Origin of the sequence: Colwellia sp. BRX8-7 (genome assembly GCF_014077275.1) — a bacterium.
Lineage (GTDB): Bacteria > Pseudomonadota > Gammaproteobacteria > Enterobacterales > Alteromonadaceae > Colwellia_A.
The window spans coordinates 72198-91722 of record NZ_JACGVP010000008.1; the positions used below are offsets into that span (position 1 = coordinate 72198).

Here is a 19525-nt window from a genome sequence, read left to right on the forward strand (position 1 = left end):
ATTAAACTTATGAATTTGATAGAAAAACTTGCCGACCTAGTTGGCTTTCACAGAAGTTACACTGATAGTTATGGGCACCAAGTTCCGGCAAACGAAAGTGCTAGGCATAGCCTACTTTGTGCTATGGGTTATGACCTGTCTAATAACCATACTATCAATAACAGTATTACAGCCTTACAAGAAGATAGCTGGCGTAAAATGTTGCCTGGCGTCCATATTGCTAAGCTTGAAGAACACAGTCACACTATTATTATTAGCCTACCGGTAGATGAAAGTTTAAAAGTTACTTGGCAGATAACTACTGAGCAAAGCGAAATCTTAACGGGTGAAGTGTTGGTTAGCGAGTTAATTTTCCAAGAAAAAAATCAGCTTGCCGATAAAGAATATCGAAAGCTTGCCTTAACACTCCCTTTGTTATCGCAAGGTTATCATAAGCTTAAGCTGAGTTATGGCCAACAAACAGCAAGTTGTCATTTGATTTTTGCGCCTAAAACTTGTTATAGCCCACAGGAAGCCTCACCAGAAAAAATGTGGGGATATGCTGCGCAGTTATATTCACTCAAAAGTGAAAGTAATTGGGGAATGGGCGATTTTGGTGATTTAAAAACACTGGTTAAAAATTCTGCCGAGCAAGGCGCTGCCGCCATAGGTTTAAATCCGTTGCATCCCTTGTATCAAAATAATCCCGCACATCGCAGCCCTTATTCCCCGACCAGCCGTTGTTTTCTCAATAGTTTGTATATTGATGTTACCCAGGTACCTAACTTTTCAAGCTGCAAGGCCGCTCAACTTCGCTTTAACAGTGATGAATTTCAAGCAAAAGTTAACTTCGTCCGTAACACTGAACTTATCGATTACCCTGGCGTTGCTGATGTTAAATTTGAAATTATTGAATTACTCTTTGAAGACTTCATTCAAGCGAATAATGACCAGAATGTAAGCGCGACCTACCAAGAGTTCAGCGACTTTAAAGCCGAGCAAGGCGATGATTTATTACTGTTAACCACCTTTGACGCCTTATATGAGTATTTTAGAATGATTGATTCTAATGCTTATGGTTGGAAAATGTGGCCGAGTGAGTTTCAATCACCACATTCAGCACAAGTCGCTGCTTTTCAACAACAGCATGCTAAACGTCTTGATTACTTTGCTTTTTTGCAATGGCTAGCTCATCGCCAGTTAACTGATGTTGCCGCATTAACAGAACAAGCTGGCATGCCGATTGGTTTATATCTAGACCTTGCGGTTGGTTGTGACGGCTCGGGCGTTGATGTTTGGTCTGATAAAGATGTTTATGTGTCTGGTGCAGCGGTTGGTGCTCCACCCGATGCTATGAATACCTTAGGGCAAGATTGGGGGCTAACGCCGATTAACCCAGTAGCACTGCAGCAACAAGGATATTTACCCTTAATAAAGGCACTGCGCAGTAATATGCAATATGCAGGTGCTTTACGTATTGATCATATTTTAGGTTTAATGCGTCAATATTGGGTAGCGCCGGGCATGAAAGCCGATCAAGGTGTTTATATTACCTTTCCATTTAAAGATATATTGCGCATTATTGCCCTTGAATCTCGTCGTAATGACTGTGTGGTTATCGGCGAAGACTTAGGCACGGTGCCCGATGGCTTTAGTGAAATAATGGCCGCCGCAGGTTTACTATCATACAAGGTGCTATTTTTTGAGCGTTGGGAGTCGGGTTTATTTAAACGCCCGGAGTTGTATCCAGCCCAATCTATGGTAACAGTGTCAACACACGATTTACCTACCCTTACCGGTTGGTGGACTGGACGTGATTTACATTGGCGACAAGCATTGAATCTATATCCATCAGACGAAATGGGCCAACAAGAACGCCAAGCTCGTATACAAGACCGTAGCTTGTTAGTTGCAGCATTAGCAGACTTAGACGTTATCGATGTAACAAAAGCGCCGCAACAAAGTCCGGCAATAATCAATACTGAATTATCAATTGCCGTCCAGAAATATATGGCGAAAGCACACAGCCATATCCAACTTATTCCATTAGAAGACACCTTAGAGATTGTTGAACAAGTTAACATTCCCGGCACTATCGATGAACACCCTAACTGGCGTCAAAAATTACCGGTAACTATGACTGAGTTTTGGCAAAAAGATTCTGTTAAATTGCTTGCACAAGCGATGCAAAAAGCCAGACCAAAAAGCTAATATTAGTCATAATGTCGATTTTAATGAACACAATAATGGATGAGAATATAATGATAATAACAAATAGTACATTCACATTAAAAAAATCAAAGATTGCGCTACTTATCTTAAGTGGCCTATTTCTTAGCGCTTGTAATGAAACTAAGCCAATTCACATAGAAAAATCAGCCAGCTTAAGTGAGGCAAAAGCCTTACCACTTAAAAATGCTGACGATTTAGCTCCTTATTTAAATAGAAATATACAAGATGAAGTTTTTTACTTTGTTATGCCCGACCGTTTTTATAATGGCAACACCGATAATGACCAAGGTTCTAAGACCGACATAATATCTGCTGGTGGTTTTGATAAAGCCGACAAAGGCATGTATCACGGCGGTGACATTCAAGGTTTGCAGGCTAAACTGCCTTATTTGAAAGGTATGGGGATTAGCGCTATTTGGTTAACACCTATTATGCGTAATCAGGCCATGCAAGGTGATTCTTCGGGTTATCATGGTTACTGGATCTTAGACTTTAATGAAATTGACCCACATTTGGGCAGTAATGAAGATTTAAAACGTTTCATTAACGCTGCACATAAAGAGAATATAAAAGTATTTTTTGACATTATTACTAACCACACCGCTGACGTTATTAAGTATGTTGAATGTCACGGCGAAGATGGCTTACAGTATTTGATGAAAGAAAATGATGGCTGTTTATATAAAACACTTGCTCAAGTGGCAGCGGGTGATACTTATCAAGCCGTTATTCCTAAAGGCCAAGAAAACCTTAAATCACCCGCTTGGTTAAATGATAAAAAATATTATCACAACCAAGGAGATACAACCTATGAAGGCGAAAACTCGATATATGGCGACTTTAGTGGCTTAGATGATATTGATACTAATTCACCTGAAGTGGTTACAGGCATGACCGAAATATTCAAAAATGTCATCAGTGAATTTAAACCTGATGGTTTTAGAATTGATACCGTAAAGCACGTCAATATAGAGTTTTGGGCAGATTTTGCCCCTGCGCTTGTTGACCACGCAAAAGCGATAGGTATTCCAGAATTTTTTATGTTTGGTGAAGTATATAGTGGCGATGTTAAAGAATTAAGTGCTTATACCACAGTAGGTAAAATGCAGTCTGTACTTGATTTTTCCTTACAGTTTGCTTTACAAGACACCCTTATTAAACAGCAAGGAACACATAAACTCGTTGAGGTGTTCGAGAATGATGCTTACTATAATGACAGTGACAGTAATGCCAATCAGTTGCTTAACTTTACCGGTAACCATGACATGGGACGTTTTTCTGGCATGTTGAAAAGTAGTGATTTCAACTATAGCGAAGCAGAAATTATTCAACGCACCTTGCTAGCCCATGCGATGGTTTACTTTCTGCGTGGCGTGCCAATTGTCTATTATGGCGACGAGCAAGGTTTTGTTGGTGATGGCGGAGATAAAGACTCTCGCCAAGACATGATGCCTTCCTTGGTAGACAGCTACAACGATGATGATTTACTCGCAAATATTAAAACGACCGCTGATGACAACTTTGATGAAAATCATCTATTTTATAAGACATTTGCTGAGTATGCAGATATCTATTATCAATACCCAGCACTTAGGTTTGGCGAACAAAAATTCATAAATGCTGATAATAAGCCGGGGGTTTTTGCGGTATCTCGTACATTAAAAGACGAAGAAGAAATCATTATTGTCTTTAATACAGCAAAAACAGAAAAGTCTGTCGCGTTAGGCTTTACCCTCAAAAATGGCAAAAAAATATACCCAGCCTTTAAAAGTGATGAGTTTGTCGATGGAACATTAACCGTTCCCCCGTTAAGCTTTGCAATTTATCAGGTCAGGTAGCTGAAGGTTTAGTATTTTTTGCACAGATAAAGAAAAACCAAGGCGCTATGGGAGTGTCCTTGGTTTTTAATTTATTCTTTAATTAGTAAACTATTTCATTATTTGCTGTTTCACCTCCTTATCTTATTTAAATAAATGATTGAACACACCTTTACCTTCACTTATACCAACACTTAATAATTATTAGCCACTTGCTCGGTGTTACTGTGCAGCTTTATTACCACACGTCGGTCATAAAAACTGACTTCTTGTTGAGTGTTAGCCACTACCGGCGCTTGCTCACCAAAAGCAAACAGTTTAATGCGTTCTGCTTTAACGCCTTGGTCAATTAAGGCATTTTTAACGGTGTTAACACGAGCAATAGACAGCGCTTGGTTTGATTTTTTATTACCTTGTTTATCGGTATAACCCGATAAATCGATAAAGAGTTTTGGCGATTGTTGTAACATTTCTGCCAAAGCAACGATTTGACTTTTATAGTGCGGCTGTAAGTCACTAGAGCCAGTTGAAAATTGTAAACTCATCAGTAAATTTTCAGCTTGTAGTTGACTGGCATTTTGGTGTTTTTTATCAAAGTTTTGTTCTAAAACCGATAATTCTAATTGATGATTTTGTTCAGAGCGTTGTAAATTGCGGCGGAACTCGTTTGCAGCCTGCAAATAATCATGCTCTTGCTTTTTCAATGACGCCTGTAGTTCACTCAAATTTTCTTTATCGTTTTGTGTTTTCGCAATAAGTGTACCGGTCGCTCCCACTAAAATAGCGCCAATAGGACCACCAAATATCGCGCCAATGATCATGCCGCTACCTAAGCCAATACTTTCTTTATCTCTGTCACTAAGTTCAACCGAATCGCTTGCTGTTAAGTTTGACTTTTCAAAGGCGTATGCGGAATGACTTAATGTCGGTGCAGCAATAAGCGCTGTGATTAAGAAAAGTTTCGCTGGGTTTAATTTACTGTTAATTTTTTTCATGTTAATTCCTAAATGATTAAGGTGTTTTTTGTTGACGAGGTAATTAAAACAAGAAAAATAGGCTTTGAAACGACACAAAAAAGGCAAAGTAATGAGCAAATGTGGCAACAATGTGGCAATTACAACAATTGCGCGCATTTATAAAAAAACTCTTATATAGTGCCTTAAAATAAGTTAACCAATAGAGTCGTATAGAGTGTTAAAACGAATTGCCATAGTCGAAGATGAAGCCGCTATAAGAGAAAACTATGCGGATGTGCTGCGCGTTCAAGGTTATCAAGTGCAGACCTTTGCTAATAGAGAAAACGCCTGTAAGGCCTTTGCAATAAGTTTGCCTCACCTTGTGATATTAGATATTGGCTTAGAGCAAGAATATGACGGCGGTTTTACCCTATGCCAATGGCTTAGGAATATATCAACGACCTTGCCTATTATTTTTTTAACTGCGCGTGATAATGATGTTGATACGGTGTCAGGATTACGTATTGGCGCTGACGATTATTTAACTAAAGATATTAGCCTGCCACATTTATCAGCGCGCATTGCAGCCCTCTTTCGTCGCCAAGAAGCACTAAAACAGCCAACTGCTGAAAGTAGTTTACTCACATTAGGGCCGCTAACTATCGACAATCAACGAATGAGCATTATTTGGCAGCAACAAAGTGTTGATTTAACGATCACCGAATTTTGGATGGTCTTTGCCTTAGCTAAAAACCCCGGACATGTTAAGAACCGTCAACAACTGATGAAAGACTCCAACATCTATGTCGACGACAGTACCATTACTTCCCATGTAAAACGCATTCGTAAAAAATTTAACCAAATAGATAAAGACTTTAACTGCATAGAAACAGTTTATGGCATGGGCTATCGTTGGAACAAAGATGAAAAATAAGCTCAATTTTCGTTTCGGCTTACGAACTAAGCTTCTACTCCTGTCTAGTTTTCTCTTTGCCATTCCCTGGTTTGGTTATCAATACGTATGGGAAATGGAAAAGTATTTACGCTTTGGTCAAGAACAAACAATCATAGGAACAGCAAGAGCCCTCGCGACTTCGTTGCATGAACGCCCTAACCTTTTTAATAACCAAGCCAGTTTTTTACCCGATGTTGAAAAAGGTAAAGACCTTTACGGTTATCAATTATCTCAAGCGATAAATCTCGACGGTTTACCCAACGACTGGCCAAGTTTTCAAGAAAAGTCCCACTACTATGGGGTTAATAACCAGCTTGGTCAGCAATTAAGCGTTGATAAGCTCACTAATCATTTCAGTGCCGCTGTTGGAAAATATGATAAATACTTATACTTTTTTATTCAGGTGATCGACGATACGGTTATTTATCGTGATGAAAATGCTCGAGCCATCAACAAAAATGATCATCTGGAATTATCATTCAACGATATTAATGGCAATTTCCAACGTTTTATCGTCAGTAATAAAAATCAGGGGTGGCTTGCTGCCTATCGCATTAATGACCTTGAAAGTAATGAACGGCTTCAATTTCCAAGACCCGTTAGCTTCATTCAGGGCCAATGGCGCGATACCGAGCAAGGTTATAATATTGAACTTCGCATCCCTTTAACTAAAATCAGTGACCGCTTAGCCTTTGCCATTCATGATGTTGATACGCCATTGAGTGCAGCCACAACAATAATAGGCAGTGCAGATCCAAGTAGCGCAGCAACCTTAGGCACCATTTTGGTGCCGTCACCTGAAATTGAACGCATAGTAAAGGGCATGAGTTACACACAGTCACGTATTTGGGTGGTTGATCAACATCATCGCGTACTAGCAAAAAGTGGCGACATAAAAAAAGCCAGTGGCTTATGGCAAAAAAACATCAATAACTCTGATAACGATGGCTCTTGGTATGCTTGGACACAAAAATACTTACAACCGTTATTTCAACATTTGCTCAACAAACCTCAAGATGATTTTATTGACCGTCTTTACGACACGCAAAACCTAACGGGTGAACATATTGAAGCCGCACTTGCGGGTATGCCAAAATCTCAATGGCGATTAACCACAGATAAAAAAGCGGTAATCATATCAGCTGCATACCCTATTTATATCAGTGATAAGGTCAACGGTGCGGTCATTGTTGAAGAAACAACCAATGGCATTCTCAGTGTACGAAATAAAGCCTTAGAGAAATTGTTTACGTCAATTTTAGCGATTATGTTATTGGGTGCTTTCGCTTTTTTCTTTTTTGCGTCACGTATTTCAAATCGCATTCGCCAACTGCGTAATCAGGCAGAAATTGCTATTGATGAACACGGTCGAATCAATAACGAGATAGCCGAGAGTATGCAAGTATCAACAGCCAATGATGAAATTGGCGACCTCTCTCGCAGTTTTTCTACGGCAGTAAATCGTTTAAGCCAGTACAATCATTACTTAGAAAATATGTCGTCACGACTCTCACATGAACTCCGCACCCCGATAGCGATTGTTAGAACATCCTTAGAAAATTTGTCTTTACAAGCCTTACCTGAGAAAAGTTCCGCTTACATTGACCGTGCCCAAAGTGGTATTAATCGCTTAAACAATATATTAACCAATATGAGTGAAGCGACTCGTCTTGAACAAATGCTCAATCAAACTGACAAGGTCAGTTTTAATCTCTTTGATGTGCTTAATGGTTGTGTACAAGGATATCAGCAGATATACCCTAACTTTACTATTGAGTATTTGGCCTCAGATAAAAAAGTAATGTTGGCGGGATCGCCTGAGCATATAGCGCAATTATTAGATAAGGTTGTCACTAATGCCGTAGAGTTTAGTGATGATAATAAACTTTTCATAACGACAGCGTTGAAAAACAAAGACATCACCATTCACGTTAGCAATAACGGCACGTTATTACCCGACACGATGGAAGAGCGACTTTTTGATTCTATGGTTTCAATGCGTGAAACACCGCAAATGAAAGAAGATAAGACTCCTCATTTGGGCTTAGGCTTATATATTGCCCGCTTGATTTGTGAATTTCATCAGGGGCATATCGTGGCAAGTAATCATCATAATCCGCAAGGTGTCACGGTGTCGATTACCTTGCCATTGCAGGTAAAGTAATTATTTACTCTATACCTAAATATTTATGTACTTGAACGGATAAACGCCAATTATTTTCAATACAGCTTTTTATTGCTAACGCTGTTGCCCGTTCTTTTTGGCTGATCGGTTGCAAATAAACTTGGGTGTTAACAATATTATGTTCGGCTAATAACGCTTTTAAGTCGTCTATATGCTGCTCAGTCGCCACTGGATGTTTAATTTCATTGGCACGTAACATCGCTGAGTTTAATATTTTGTAGCCACCCTTCATGTTTACTTTGGGTGAAACAGTCACCCAGCACTTATCCGTCACCTGTATTTCAAAAGTACCCGATGTTTCTAATTGACAACTAAAACCATTGGTTTCAAGTGCTTGGCACAGAGGGAGTAAATCAACCATCGCTGGCTCACCGCCTGTGATAACAATGTGTTTGGCTTGATAACCTTCTGCCGTTATCATCGCTAAAATATCTTTAACCGTAAGCGCTGACCACGTTTGAGATTCAGCTTCTTTTGTTAACATAGCATTCGGTGTTACTTCATCTTCAAGGTTTATTGCCCAAGTATGCTTAGTATCACACCACGAGCAAGCAACGGGGCAACCTTGTAAACGGATAAAAATTGAAGGTTGACCGGTAAAAGCGCCCTCTCCTTGAATAGTTTCAAATAATTCATTAATTTTGTATTTTACGGTCATCGGGGTTTTTGCCTGTTTATTGCTGGTGTAAATTGAAGTAAAATGCGCGATATTAATTATACCCTAAGAGACTTTAGAAATGACAAACAAAGTTGTTGTTATTTATTCTGGTGGCATGGACTCATTCACTGTTCTTAATCGCGCCTTGCATGATGGCAAAGAAGTGTTCGCATTAACCTTTGATTACGGACAGCGTCATGTCAAAGAAATTGAATTTGCCAGTACGGTTTGTCAATCACTTGATGTAAACCATAAAATTATCGATATATCATCTATTAATCAATTGCTTGCTGGTTCTTCATTAACCGACAATATTGATATTCCTGAAGGTCATTACGAAGCTGAAAGTATGAAATCAACGGTTGTACCTAACCGTAACATGATTTTGTTATCACTTGCGGTCGGTTATGCCGTTTCAGTGGGGGCTAGCCAAGTTTATTACGGCGCACATTCAGGAGACCATGCAATATATCCTGATTGTCGTCCCGAATTTGTAATGAAAATGAATGAGGTGTGTAAAATAGCTAACTACGAGTCAGTAGAAATATTTAGCCCTTATTTAACGGTTACTAAAAGTGATATTTTAACCGATGGATTAAAAATGGGCTTAAGCTATGATAATACTTGGACGTGTTATAACGGCCGTGAAAAAGCCTGTGGAAAATGTGGTGCCTGCCAAGAGCGTTTAGAAGCTTTCAGTGATAATAATGTTACCGATCCGTTAAGTTACGAATCTTGATAAATAAAAGATAAAACACGGCAAGGTGTTTTATCTTTTTTCTGTACTGACCAAAGAAATATTACGCTTAAAGCTTATGAAAATAAGGCATTGTGTAGCTTTTCAACGGTTTCATTTGCTTGTTTCTCGTCGACTAAGAAACATAAGTTATGTTCACTGGCGCCATGACAAATCATCCGCACGTTTATCCCTGATATAGTTTCAAAAATACTGGTACCAACGCCATTACTGCGATGCATTTTATTTCCTATAACCGCTATTAACGATAAACCGTGCTCTACGGTGACTTCACAAAGCTGTTCTAATTCTTCAACAACGGTTGAATTTAAAAGCGCTTGCGTCGACCCCGTTGGATTATCAAAGGTTAGCGCAATACTGATTTCACTGGTGGTAATTAAATCAACACTCAGTTCATGTTTGGCTAAAATACCAAAGACTTGTGCAAGAAAACCACTAGCATGTAGCATAGCAGGACTCTTTACCGTTACTAATGTTTGCTCTCTACGTAAGGCTATTGAGCGGTATATTGGGCTCGATTCAACAAACTGTTGAATGCGTGTACCCCCCTTCTCTGGTTCCTTACTTGAACCAACAAAAACCGGAATATTCTTTCTCATCGCAGGAATGAGTGTTGCCGGATGAAGAATTTTTGCGCCAAAGGTCGCCATTTCAGCCGCTTCGCCAAAACTGATTTCTTTAATAGCACGGGCATGCTCGGTAATACGTGGGTCTGTGGTAAAAATACCGACAACATCAGTCCAAATAGAAAGATTATCGGCATGTAACGCTTCGGCTAAAAGTGCCGCACTGTAATCAGATCCACCACGGCCTAGGGTTGTCGTATGACCGTCCTCGTCTTGACCAATGAAACCTTGGGTAACGATAACTTTATCAACCAGCAAAGGCATAAGAAATTGCTGTGCGTTATTAGCGAGCATCTCAAGGTTAACAACGGCTTTACCGTATAATGCGTTGGTTTTCATAACTTGGCGAACATCAAACATTTCGCCATTAACACCAACAGATTTAAGGACTTGTGCAAAGATACATGAACTCATTTGTTCACCAAATGACAAAATTGCATCGGCTATGCGTGGGCAATAATTAAGTGATTGCGCGTTAGAGAACTCGCTTAACTCATTTAGCAGTTGATCAATTTGAAAGTTTAGCTGTGTTTCTTCAGCTAAATGTTGGGTAATATTAAATTGGATAGCGCGAATACTGCTAATGATTGTTAATTGTTCATGCTGAGATACATCTTTTTGACTTAAACGAACCAGTAAATTAGTAACGCCTGAACTTGCAGATACGACAACAACTTTGTTACTTGCATCGTTTTTAATGATCTGAGCGCATCGTAACATCGCTTGATGATCAGCTAGACTTGTGCCGCCAAATTTTGCAACAGTAAAAGGTAATAATGACATCTAAGGTCTCCCTAATTAAGCCCCCAGTAATAATTATAGGGTAACTTTATAAACTTCAAGGAAGAGCATGGCTGAATTAAGAAGTGTTCTTGGTAAGATAAACTAAACTTTTCAGCCAGAAGCTCTCCACCATAATCTAATTAGCACTTAACATACTAACTAGAGGTGACAATCCTAGGGATTCAGCCCTAGTAACCGAATAAATAACGCCACTCGCTAATTACTCTCGGCAATAGTCTCCCTCAATAACAGTCAAAAGAATGGTGGTTCTTCGTGTTATCTACCTAGCTACTGCTCCTCTTCTGGTTGATTATTAAAAACATACAATTTGAGTATTTATTCTAATAACCGACATGTGGATTAAATCCTATCTGTAATAATAAATCAACAGGCTAAGTCGATCTTTTTTAGAAATAATAGCTTAATAGTATTACCCATAGTTCAACTAAAGCATGGCTAGCCTTTTATATAAAAATTAACGGTTGCTGCAGCGCATTAATTTTATACCACCGACATCCGTTGAAAAACCAAGATTTTTATAAAAGCTCTCCAGTTCAGGTAAGCAATATAATTCAAAATGTTTTACTTTGATTAATTTATCATGGTTTTTAACCAGGCTCATCAATTGCTGACCGATACCATTACCGCGATGAGAGGCGCTTACAATCACATCAAAGATTATTGCTTTATAGATAAAGTCGCTTAGAATTCGCGTAAAACCAATGAGCTCATTGTCTACATCGAGAATACCAATACAAATTTGAGAACCACGAATACAATTTTGAGTGTCTTCGAGTGAGCGTTCTTTACCCCACCATACACTTCTATAAAGCTGGTGAACTTGCTTTATATGGTCGTCAGAAAATCTATAAATTATGGTCATCTTTAATTTTTAAACTCAATATTCACTGACCTATTAACAGACAGTAATTAGCCAGCAACATTATTTAATAAGGGTAACACCCGCAACTTCTACCACTGTTTTTGCATCAGCACGTTCAATAACTTTTAATAGTGTTGTTTGAATAGTTTCATCTTTTCTCGCATCACCTTTACTGGTAAATTTTTGCTCTTGTGGAGCATCACCTTCAGCGGCAATAAAACCAACCACAACTTCAGTAGCACAATCAGCTGACTGACCAAAATAAGCTAATGAAATTTGTGGGTAGCCTTGAAATCCTTTCTTAACTCTTTTATCAATACGTTTAGTCGATTTGTCTAAGTTCATAATAATTATCCAAAAAATAACGCGATATTCGCGCGAATAAAACAATAGTTATCTAAAGTCATAAGTGATTTATCAATATAAGCTAACCCACTACAACACATGCTGAACCAATAAGATGAATATCAATACTACATGAGGAAATGCAACAGTAGGCCTAATTGATTGACAGGCATATTCTTTAATTAAGGTAAGACCTGATAAGCTAACTTTATGATATTCAGAGTTAAATTGACATACATTTTCACTACTGTCGGCTGAAATATATTTTTCCAGCTGTAAAAGCCGTGTCTCAATACGTGATTGAAATGTCTTCCAAACAGCATCTTGAAGCCATAAAACGACTAAGATTAAAAAGATAGGAATCGTGATTACATTCGATATAATGGCTATTAGTAAAACGATAACGGCAATAAGTTTTATATAAAGCGAATGTTTCTCATAGCTGTCAAACTGATTTTGGAGTAAGGACCATTCTGAGCTGAATTTATTTTTTTCCATTTTTCCCTCTTATAATGAGAATAAATTTTTGCAACACGTAGCACGATACAATAAGTTTTTAATTAAAATGTAAATAATAAAAACTAAAATCGATTTGTATACGTATAACTAACAGTAACCAACTCAATGGTAAATAAAATGTTTGGAATATTTAAAAAAGACCCGATAAAAAAATTAAATAAACTCTATGAAGCTAAGCTTGAACAAGCGATGTTTTCGCAAAGAAATGGAGATATAAAGTCATATTCGATGATCACTGCTGAAGCAGAAAAAATAGCCGTGCAGATTAAAGATTTAGAAAATTCACAAAAGAACTAACGCGCTAATAGCGAACACCCCGCCACTTCATTTAAGGTGATGGCGGGATTTTATTGTTTTCCCTTTTAAACCCGGTATTTATCTGCTTGCGGTCTTCAGTACACTCAATTGATTAATAATTCGTAATGATCAGCCTTTTTGGTAAAGCCAACCCGTCTCAAGTAAAGTTCATGAGCATCATCTGATGGCTCGACGATTAAATGTTTAATACCTTCTTGTCTTAGTTGATTTTCTTCAGCAGAGAACATAAATTTGGCTGCTTTAAAATCTCGGTCTTCGGGAATGATATAGTCGAGTAGCACTTCAACCTTACCGTCCTCATCTAACTCCCGATAAGCAAATAATCCTACGGGTTTCATGTTCCTAAACAATAACAATACCACGGCATCATCAAGTTGCTGCCACTGAAAGTTTTTACATAAGCCAATGATATCTTTACCGTAACGTTCCTTTAACAAGTTGAAAAAAGATGATTCCACTGATTTTAATTTAATTAAATCAAATTGATCTTTTTCTTGATAAATACGGATTAAATAGTATACATCAACCAAAGCTATCCAACCGTTTAAAATAAAAACAGGGTAGGCATCAATAAAGTACCCGTAAACACTAAAGGCAGCAGCACCAAATAAATTTATCCAACGCAATCGTTTGATATTAGACATCATTAACGATAAGGCAATTAGCACACTTGCAACATAACCAAAGGCTTCTAACAGGGACATGACAATACTCTTTTAGTAAAACAACGGGCATAGTATAATAATCTGACCAATTGGTCAGAAAAACACGATTAGATCTTGACACATGAGTCAGGAAAACACAATATATGGCTATTAAATGTATTAAACAGCTAGTTATGGCTCAACTATAATACTAAATAAAAGCAATACATAGCTATGCTATTAGCAACCAATTAACAAATTAAAAAGCATGGACGTTTACATAATTGTTACCTAATGCTTTTCAACTCAATTATTATCTAAAGGGATCACTATGCACTTACCTCAAAATATCATTCGTCAAAAACGTAATAAACAAGCTTTAACTGTAGATGAAATTCAATGCTTTGTTGACGGTCTTAAAACAGGTGATTTCACCGATGCACAAGTTGGCTCTATGGCTATGGCTATTTGGCTTAATGGCATGACAACCGATGAAGTTGTTAATCTAACCATGGCTATGCGTGACTCGGGTACGGTTGTTGATTGGCATAATAAATTAAACAAACCCATTGTAGATAAACATTCAACGGGTGGTGTTGGTGATAAAGTAAGCTTAATGCTAGCACCAATAGTCGCGGCATGTGGGGCTAATGTGCCAATGATTGCAGGACAAGGTTTAGGTCATACTGGTGGTACGGTTGATAAATTAGAGGCCATCCCTGGTTTTAATGTTCGCCCTAGCCTTGCAGAGTTCCAAGCAACAGTTAAAGAGCAAGGCACAGCAATTATTTCACAAACCAAAGATTTAGCACCAGCCGACAAACGTCTTTATTCAATTCGTGACGTAACGAGCACAGTAGAATCCATCCCATTGATCACCGCTTCTATTTTATCAAAAAAATTAGCAGCTGGCCTCGAGTCTTTAGTCATGGATGTAAAAGTAGGCAATGGCGCGATGATGGCCGATATTGAATCAGCTCAAGCATTAGCTCATTCAATTGTCTCAGTCGCCAATGGCGCAGGAACACCGACACAAGCATTAATCACTGATATGAATCAACCGCTGGGAACCACAGTGGGTAATGCGCTTGAAATACAAGAAACTATAGATTATTTGACCGGAAAATATCGTGAACCAAGGTTGCATGAAGTCACGATAGCCCTTGCTGCTCGAATGTTATTAACCAGTAAAATAGCCCGTGATATTGAACAAGCAACAACGTTGGCCGAAGAGGCATTAACATCAGGTAAAGCCGCTGAAATATTTGGCAAAATGATCACCGCGATGGGTGGCCCAGCTGATTTATTAACTCACAGTGAAAGTTTACTGCCTAAAGCTAATATGACTAAAAACATCGTCGCCTCAAAAGCTGGTTACATTGGCATTATGGATACTCGTGCTATAGGTATGGCATTAGTAGAAATGGGTGGTGGTCGTGTCGACCATAATCAAAGCTTAGATTACAGTGTCGGCTTTAGTGATATTAAGCCAAAAGGCACGAAAGTCGCTGAAGGTGACATCATTGCTATTGTTCATGCCAAAGATGACGCTCAAGCAACTCAAGCGATTAAACAATACTTAAGTGCGGTTGAAATTTCAGTAGCGCCAGTTATTGTTGAACCTGTGATACATCAACTCATTACCTAATTATTGATACTCAACTGAGATGAATCCATTATTAAGGCGACTGTAAAGTCGCCTTAACTTTTTATCCCCTTCTTTAAATAAATTTATAAAATGAGAACAATTATGTCGAGAGCAATTATTTTGGTCATTGACGGTTTTGGCTTAGGTCATGCCCCTGATGCAGAAGCTTTTGGTGATGTTAACGCCAACACCTTTGCAAATTTAGCTGAAAAATTTCAAGAAATTAAAGGACGCCCTTTAAAGCTTCCTCATTTAAGTAAACTGGGCTTAGTTAAGGCTTGTCAACAAGCGTCAGGTCGCACGCTTTGTGTTGAACCCGTTAAGCCAACGAAAGGGGCTTATGGTTACGCTGCTGAAATAAGTACTGGTAAGGATACCCCTAGTGGTCACTGGGAAATGGCAGGAGTGCCGGTTTTATTTGATTGGACTTACTTTACTGATAAGAAAAATAGCTTCTCAGCAGAACTGATGGCACAAATAAACCAAGCCACAGGTTATGCTGATATGTTAGGAAATTGCCATGCCTCTGGTACCGATATTATCGCTAATTTAGGCGAACAACATATAAAAACAGGTTTACCTATTTGTTACACCTCAGGCGACAGTGTTTTCCAAGTTGCCGCCCATGAACAACACTTTGGCTTAGATAATCTTTATAAATATTGTCAACAAGTGCGGGTAATACTCGATCCGTTAAATATAGGACGTGTGATCGCTCGCCCTTTTATTGGTGAGATTCCTGCCGATTTTGAGCGAACAGGTAATCGCAGAGATTATTCAGTATTACCTCCAGCGACCACCGTATTAGAAAAATTAACGCAAGCCGATGGTACGGTGATAAGTGTCGGTAAAATTGCCGATATTTTTGCGCATCAGGGTATTAGTATCAAAACCAAAGCAACCGGACTACCTGCGTTATTAGATGCAACGCTCGCACATATGAAAACCGCAGCAGATAAGAGTATTATTTTTACCAATCTAGTTAATTTTGATCAAGACTTTGGTCATCGACGTGACCCTGTCGGGTTTGGCGAAGCGTTAGAATATTTCGATGAGCGTTTAGCGGAGTTTTTAGATCAAATGGCTGATGATGACTTACTGCTATTAACCGCTGATCACGGTTGTGATCCTACTTGGCCAGGCAATGATCATACGCGTGAATTCGTGCCAGTTATCGCTTATCACAATCATATCCATTCGATAAACTTAGGCCAACGCAATAGTTTTGCCGATTTGGGACAAACTTTAGCCAGTTTATTTACCTTAGACGCAATGGATTATGGTCAGTCTTTTTTAGACGAACTAAAGTTTTAATCATTGAAGCCTTAACTCAAGGACCCTAGTTGGTCCCTTGATAAACGTATTTACTAACAATAAATTGGCTTTTCAATTTGCCAACAGATTTAACAACACTGCCTGATATCAACAGATTAAATAAAAAAACCGAGTAAACTATTATTGATACATAGTCTTACTCGGTTATTAATCATTGATTTTTATTGAGTATTTAAAGAAGGCCTAATGTTACATCAATGATTTATTAGCATCTCGGTATTGCGCAAGGAGTAATTCTGTCGAACTGTCTGAAAGTTCAGTATTATTAGGCTGTCCAATGCGAGATAATATATCATCACCTAATATTTTCCCAAGCTCGACCCCCCATTGGTCGAAGGAATTTAAGTTCCAAATAACCCCTTGAACAAAGACTTTATGCTCATATAAAGCAATTAGCGTCCCAAGTTGGTATGGTGTTAATCGGTCAAAGGTCAAGGTATTCGATGGTCGATTCCCTGGCATTTCTTTATGTTTGGCAATCACTTTGGCTAATGCTTCTTCCATACCTGAAGCGACAAGTTCATCATAGGCTTGTTGATGTGTTTTACCTTGCATTAGCGTTTTACTTTGTGCAAAACAATTGGCAACGAGCATATCTTGGTGACCGTTCATATTATGTTCAGCAACTAATGGCTGAATAAAATCAACCGGTACTACTGACGTACCTTGATGTAATAACTGATGAAAAGCATGTTGACCATTCGTGCCTTCTGCGCCCCAAATAACCGGACCGGTAGTACTGCTGACAATTTCATTATTAAGCTGGCAGCTTTTACCGTTAGACTCCATGTCCATCTGTTGTACATACGCAGGAAAACCACGTAAATAATGACTGTATGGTAATAAAGCATGAGTTTGACAACCAAAAAAGTTATGGTTCCACACCCCTAACATCCCCATGAGTACCGGTAAGTTTTGCTCAAGCGGTGCCTCTTTAAAATGCTTATCAAGATCGGCAGCACCTTTTAGTAATTCAGTAAATCCTTGATTACCTATTGCCATCGCAATAGGCATGCCAATAGCTGACCATAATGAATATCGTCCCCCAACCCAATCCCACATCGGAAAAACATTGTCACCATTAATACCAAATTCGACCGCTTTAGTTACATTGGATGATATGGCAATAAAGTGTCGGTTTAGCTGCTCAAACGTAACACCATAGTCATAAAACCATTGGCGAGTAGACTCGGCATTCGTCAGAGTTTCCTGAGTATTAAAAGACTTTGATGCGATCAACACCAAGGTTGTTTCAGGGTTTAAATGAGTTAAAACATCATGTAGATGATTTCCATCTATATTGGCCACAAAATGCTGTTTAGGCCCACCTTCAACATAAGGTTTTAATGCAGTAGTCACTATTTTAGGCCCTAAGAAAGAGCCACCAATACCTAGATTTAAGACATCAGTAATAGATTTACCACTATAACCTAACCATCTCTTGTCACGCACTTGGTTAACGACTGCTTCTACCTTAAGGCGCACCGCTTTGATTTGAGGTATAATATCAACACCGTCAACAAGTACAGGTGTACTGTCTTGTTGTCGCAAAGCTGTGTGTAATACCGATCTGTTCTCAGTATTATTAATCGGCGCACCAGCGAACATCGCCTCTCTTTTTTCAGCTAATTGCGCTGATTCGGCTAACTCGATTAACAAAGCGCGCGTTTTCTCAGTAATACGATTTTTTGAATAATCTAAATTTAAGCGACAAGCACTAACCGATAAATTTTCTGCTCGTAGTGGATCACTGGCAAACAAGTCACGCAAATGGCTACTTTTTATCTCAAGCAAGTGTTGTTGAAGTTCTCGCCACTTATCGTTAAAAGTATCCATTAACATGAGTGTTGTCCTAAAGTGTCGTTAAAAGTATCCATTAGCATGAAGGGTTTCCTAAAGTTATCTTAAAATAATTGGCTTAGTTGTACTTCGAGCTTGCACTGGTCAATGGCAAAGTTACGAATACCTTCTGCTAGTTTTTCTGTTGCCATCGCATCTTGATTCATTTCCCAGCGAAACTCAGCTTCAGTTAATGCTACGGGTTTATCTTGAACACGAGTTGCAGGCATTAATTGCTGCGTTATACCTTGATAATTATCTGATAATTCACTCATTAATGGTGGACTGATCGTTAATCTGTCACAGCCAGCAAGGGCGATAACTTCATCGATATTACGAAAACTTGCGCCCATCACCACAGTATTGTAGTCATGCTGTTTGTAATAATTAAAAATTTCTGTAACAGAAATCACCCCAGGATCTTCATTGGCTAAATAGCTATCACGACCAGTATCTTTTTTGTGCCAATCAAGAATTCGACCAACAAAGGGTGAAATTAAATACACTTGTGCTTCAGCACAAGCTTTTGCTTGAGCAAAACTAAATAACAAGGTTAAATTACATTGAATCCCCTCTTGCTCAAGTTGTTTAGCCGCTTGAATACCTTCCCAAGTTGACGCCATTTTTATCAAAATACGTTCTTTACCAACACCGGCTTCTTGATACATAGCGATAAGTTGACGAGCCTTAACAATACTTGCTTCTTTATCAAAAGATAAACGTGCATCAACTTCAGTAGAAATACGACCGGGTACAATCGCTAAAATTTCTAAGCCAATTAATACTGATAATTTATCAGCCGCAAGACTGACTTCAATGGCCTTGTCTTTAGTCTGACTTTTTGCCCAATTAACAGCTTCTGTCAGTAAGTTTTGATAAGCAGGTATAGCAGCAGCTTTTAATAATAATGAAGGATTAGTCGTCGCATCCATTGGTGAAAATTTTGCTATGGCTTCAATATCCCCCGTATCAGCAACGACAGTTGTCATGGTTTTTAATTGTTCTAGTTGAGATAGTTGTGCTTGCATAATAATTCCTGTTAAAAA

Annotated in this window: 17 protein-coding genes and 1 riboswitch; of the genes, 8 read left to right on the forward strand and 9 right to left on the reverse strand. The window is 38.6% G+C overall.

The features are described 5' to 3' along the window. Positions 1-9 precede the first annotated feature (9 nt). A complete protein-coding gene (gene malQ / locus H4J57_RS09525; protein ID WP_182172370.1) occupies positions 10-2190 on the forward strand; it encodes a 4-alpha-glucanotransferase in 2181 nt (726 codons plus the stop codon). Between the two features lie 50 nt (positions 2191-2240). Then, positions 2241-4049 carry an alpha-amylase family glycosyl hydrolase gene (locus H4J57_RS09530; protein ID WP_182172366.1) on the forward strand — a complete coding sequence of 603 codons (1809 nt, stop codon included), beginning with the start codon at positions 2241-2243 and terminating at the stop codon, positions 4047-4049. Positions 4050-4222: 173 nt separating this feature from the next. On the opposite strand, the gene pdsO is transcribed toward H4J57_RS09530, so the two are convergent. Then, positions 4223-5023: a sortase-associated OmpA-like protein PdsO gene (gene pdsO / locus H4J57_RS09535; RefSeq protein ID WP_182172364.1), complete on the reverse strand. Its 801-nt coding sequence runs from the start codon at positions 5021-5023 to the stop codon at positions 4223-4225. A gap of 196 nt (positions 5024-5219) precedes the next feature. On the opposite strand from pdsO, the gene pdsR reads away from it, so the two are divergent. Both pdsR and pdsS read left to right on the forward strand, forming a co-directional pair. Further along, complete coding sequence (gene pdsR, locus H4J57_RS09540; RefSeq protein ID WP_182172361.1) at positions 5220-5918, forward strand: proteobacterial dedicated sortase system response regulator; 699 nt, start codon at positions 5220-5222, stop codon at positions 5916-5918. After that, positions 5908-8103: a proteobacterial dedicated sortase system histidine kinase gene (gene pdsS, locus H4J57_RS09545; protein ID WP_182242622.1), complete on the forward strand. Its 2196-nt coding sequence runs from the start codon at positions 5908-5910 to the stop codon at positions 8101-8103. Before pdsR ends, pdsS begins: the two co-directional genes overlap by 11 nt. 4 nt (positions 8104-8107) lie before the next feature. On the opposite strand, the gene queE is transcribed toward pdsS, so the two are convergent. Continuing rightward, positions 8108-8782, reverse strand: a complete 675-nt coding sequence (gene queE, locus H4J57_RS09550; RefSeq protein ID WP_182172356.1) for a 7-carboxy-7-deazaguanine synthase QueE — start codon at positions 8780-8782, stop codon at positions 8108-8110. A gap of 79 nt (positions 8783-8861) precedes the next feature. On the opposite strand from queE, the gene queC reads away from it, so the two are divergent. Further along, positions 8862-9521 (forward strand): 7-cyano-7-deazaguanine synthase QueC, encoded by a 660-nt coding sequence (gene queC, locus H4J57_RS09555; RefSeq protein ID WP_070376829.1) that lies wholly within the window; start codon positions 8862-8864, stop codon positions 9519-9521. 74 nt (positions 9522-9595) lie between these two features. Here queC and lysC read toward each other — a convergent pair whose 3' ends face one another. From lysC to H4J57_RS09575, 4 genes are all read right to left on the reverse strand, one after another. Continuing rightward, positions 9596-10948 (reverse strand): lysine-sensitive aspartokinase 3, encoded by a 1353-nt coding sequence (gene lysC / locus H4J57_RS09560; RefSeq protein WP_182172353.1) that lies wholly within the window; start codon positions 10946-10948, stop codon positions 9596-9598. 111 nt (positions 10949-11059) lie between these two features. Then, positions 11060-11258: riboswitch (Lysine riboswitch) on the reverse strand. Between the two features lie 165 nt (positions 11259-11423). Continuing rightward, on the reverse strand, positions 11424-11831 hold the full coding sequence (locus H4J57_RS09565) for a GNAT family N-acetyltransferase (RefSeq protein ID WP_182172350.1): 408 nt from the start codon (positions 11829-11831) through the stop codon (positions 11424-11426). Positions 11832-11891: 60 nt separating this feature from the next. Next, positions 11892-12176, reverse strand: coding sequence for a hypothetical protein (locus H4J57_RS09570; RefSeq protein WP_070376826.1), 285 nt, complete (start codon positions 12174-12176; stop codon positions 11892-11894). Positions 12177-12266: 90 nt separating this feature from the next. Further along, entirely contained in the window at positions 12267-12674 is a 408-nt protein-coding gene (locus H4J57_RS09575) for a hypothetical protein (protein WP_182242623.1), read from the reverse strand. A 138-nt stretch (positions 12675-12812) separates the two neighbouring features. Between H4J57_RS09575 and H4J57_RS09580 the strand changes: the two genes are divergently transcribed. Continuing rightward, the gene (locus H4J57_RS09580) at positions 12813-12992 is read left to right on the forward strand and encodes a DUF6435 family protein (protein ID WP_070376824.1); all 180 of its coding nucleotides are present in this window, start codon (positions 12813-12815) and stop codon (positions 12990-12992) included. Positions 12993-13096: 104 nt separating this feature from the next. Here H4J57_RS09580 and H4J57_RS09585 read toward each other — a convergent pair whose 3' ends face one another. Then, a complete protein-coding gene (locus H4J57_RS09585; RefSeq protein WP_182217394.1) occupies positions 13097-13717 on the reverse strand; it encodes a hypothetical protein in 621 nt (206 codons plus the stop codon). Positions 13718-13988: 271 nt separating this feature from the next. On the opposite strand from H4J57_RS09585, the gene deoA reads away from it, so the two are divergent. Beyond that, positions 13989-15305: a thymidine phosphorylase gene (gene deoA / locus H4J57_RS09590; protein WP_182217392.1), complete on the forward strand. Its 1317-nt coding sequence runs from the start codon at positions 13989-13991 to the stop codon at positions 15303-15305. 102 nt (positions 15306-15407) lie between these two features. Continuing rightward, positions 15408-16619, forward strand: a complete 1212-nt coding sequence (locus H4J57_RS09595; protein ID WP_182217390.1) for a phosphopentomutase — start codon at positions 15408-15410, stop codon at positions 16617-16619. 210 nt (positions 16620-16829) lie between these two features. Here the strand turns inward: H4J57_RS09595 and pgi are convergent, their stop codons facing one another. Beyond that, positions 16830-18482, reverse strand: coding sequence for a glucose-6-phosphate isomerase (gene pgi / locus H4J57_RS09600; RefSeq protein WP_182217389.1), 1653 nt, complete (start codon positions 18480-18482; stop codon positions 16830-16832). Positions 18483-18544: 62 nt separating this feature from the next. Then, entirely contained in the window at positions 18545-19507 is a 963-nt protein-coding gene (gene tal, locus H4J57_RS09605; RefSeq protein WP_070376819.1) for a transaldolase, read from the reverse strand. Positions 19508-19525 lie beyond the last annotated feature (18 nt).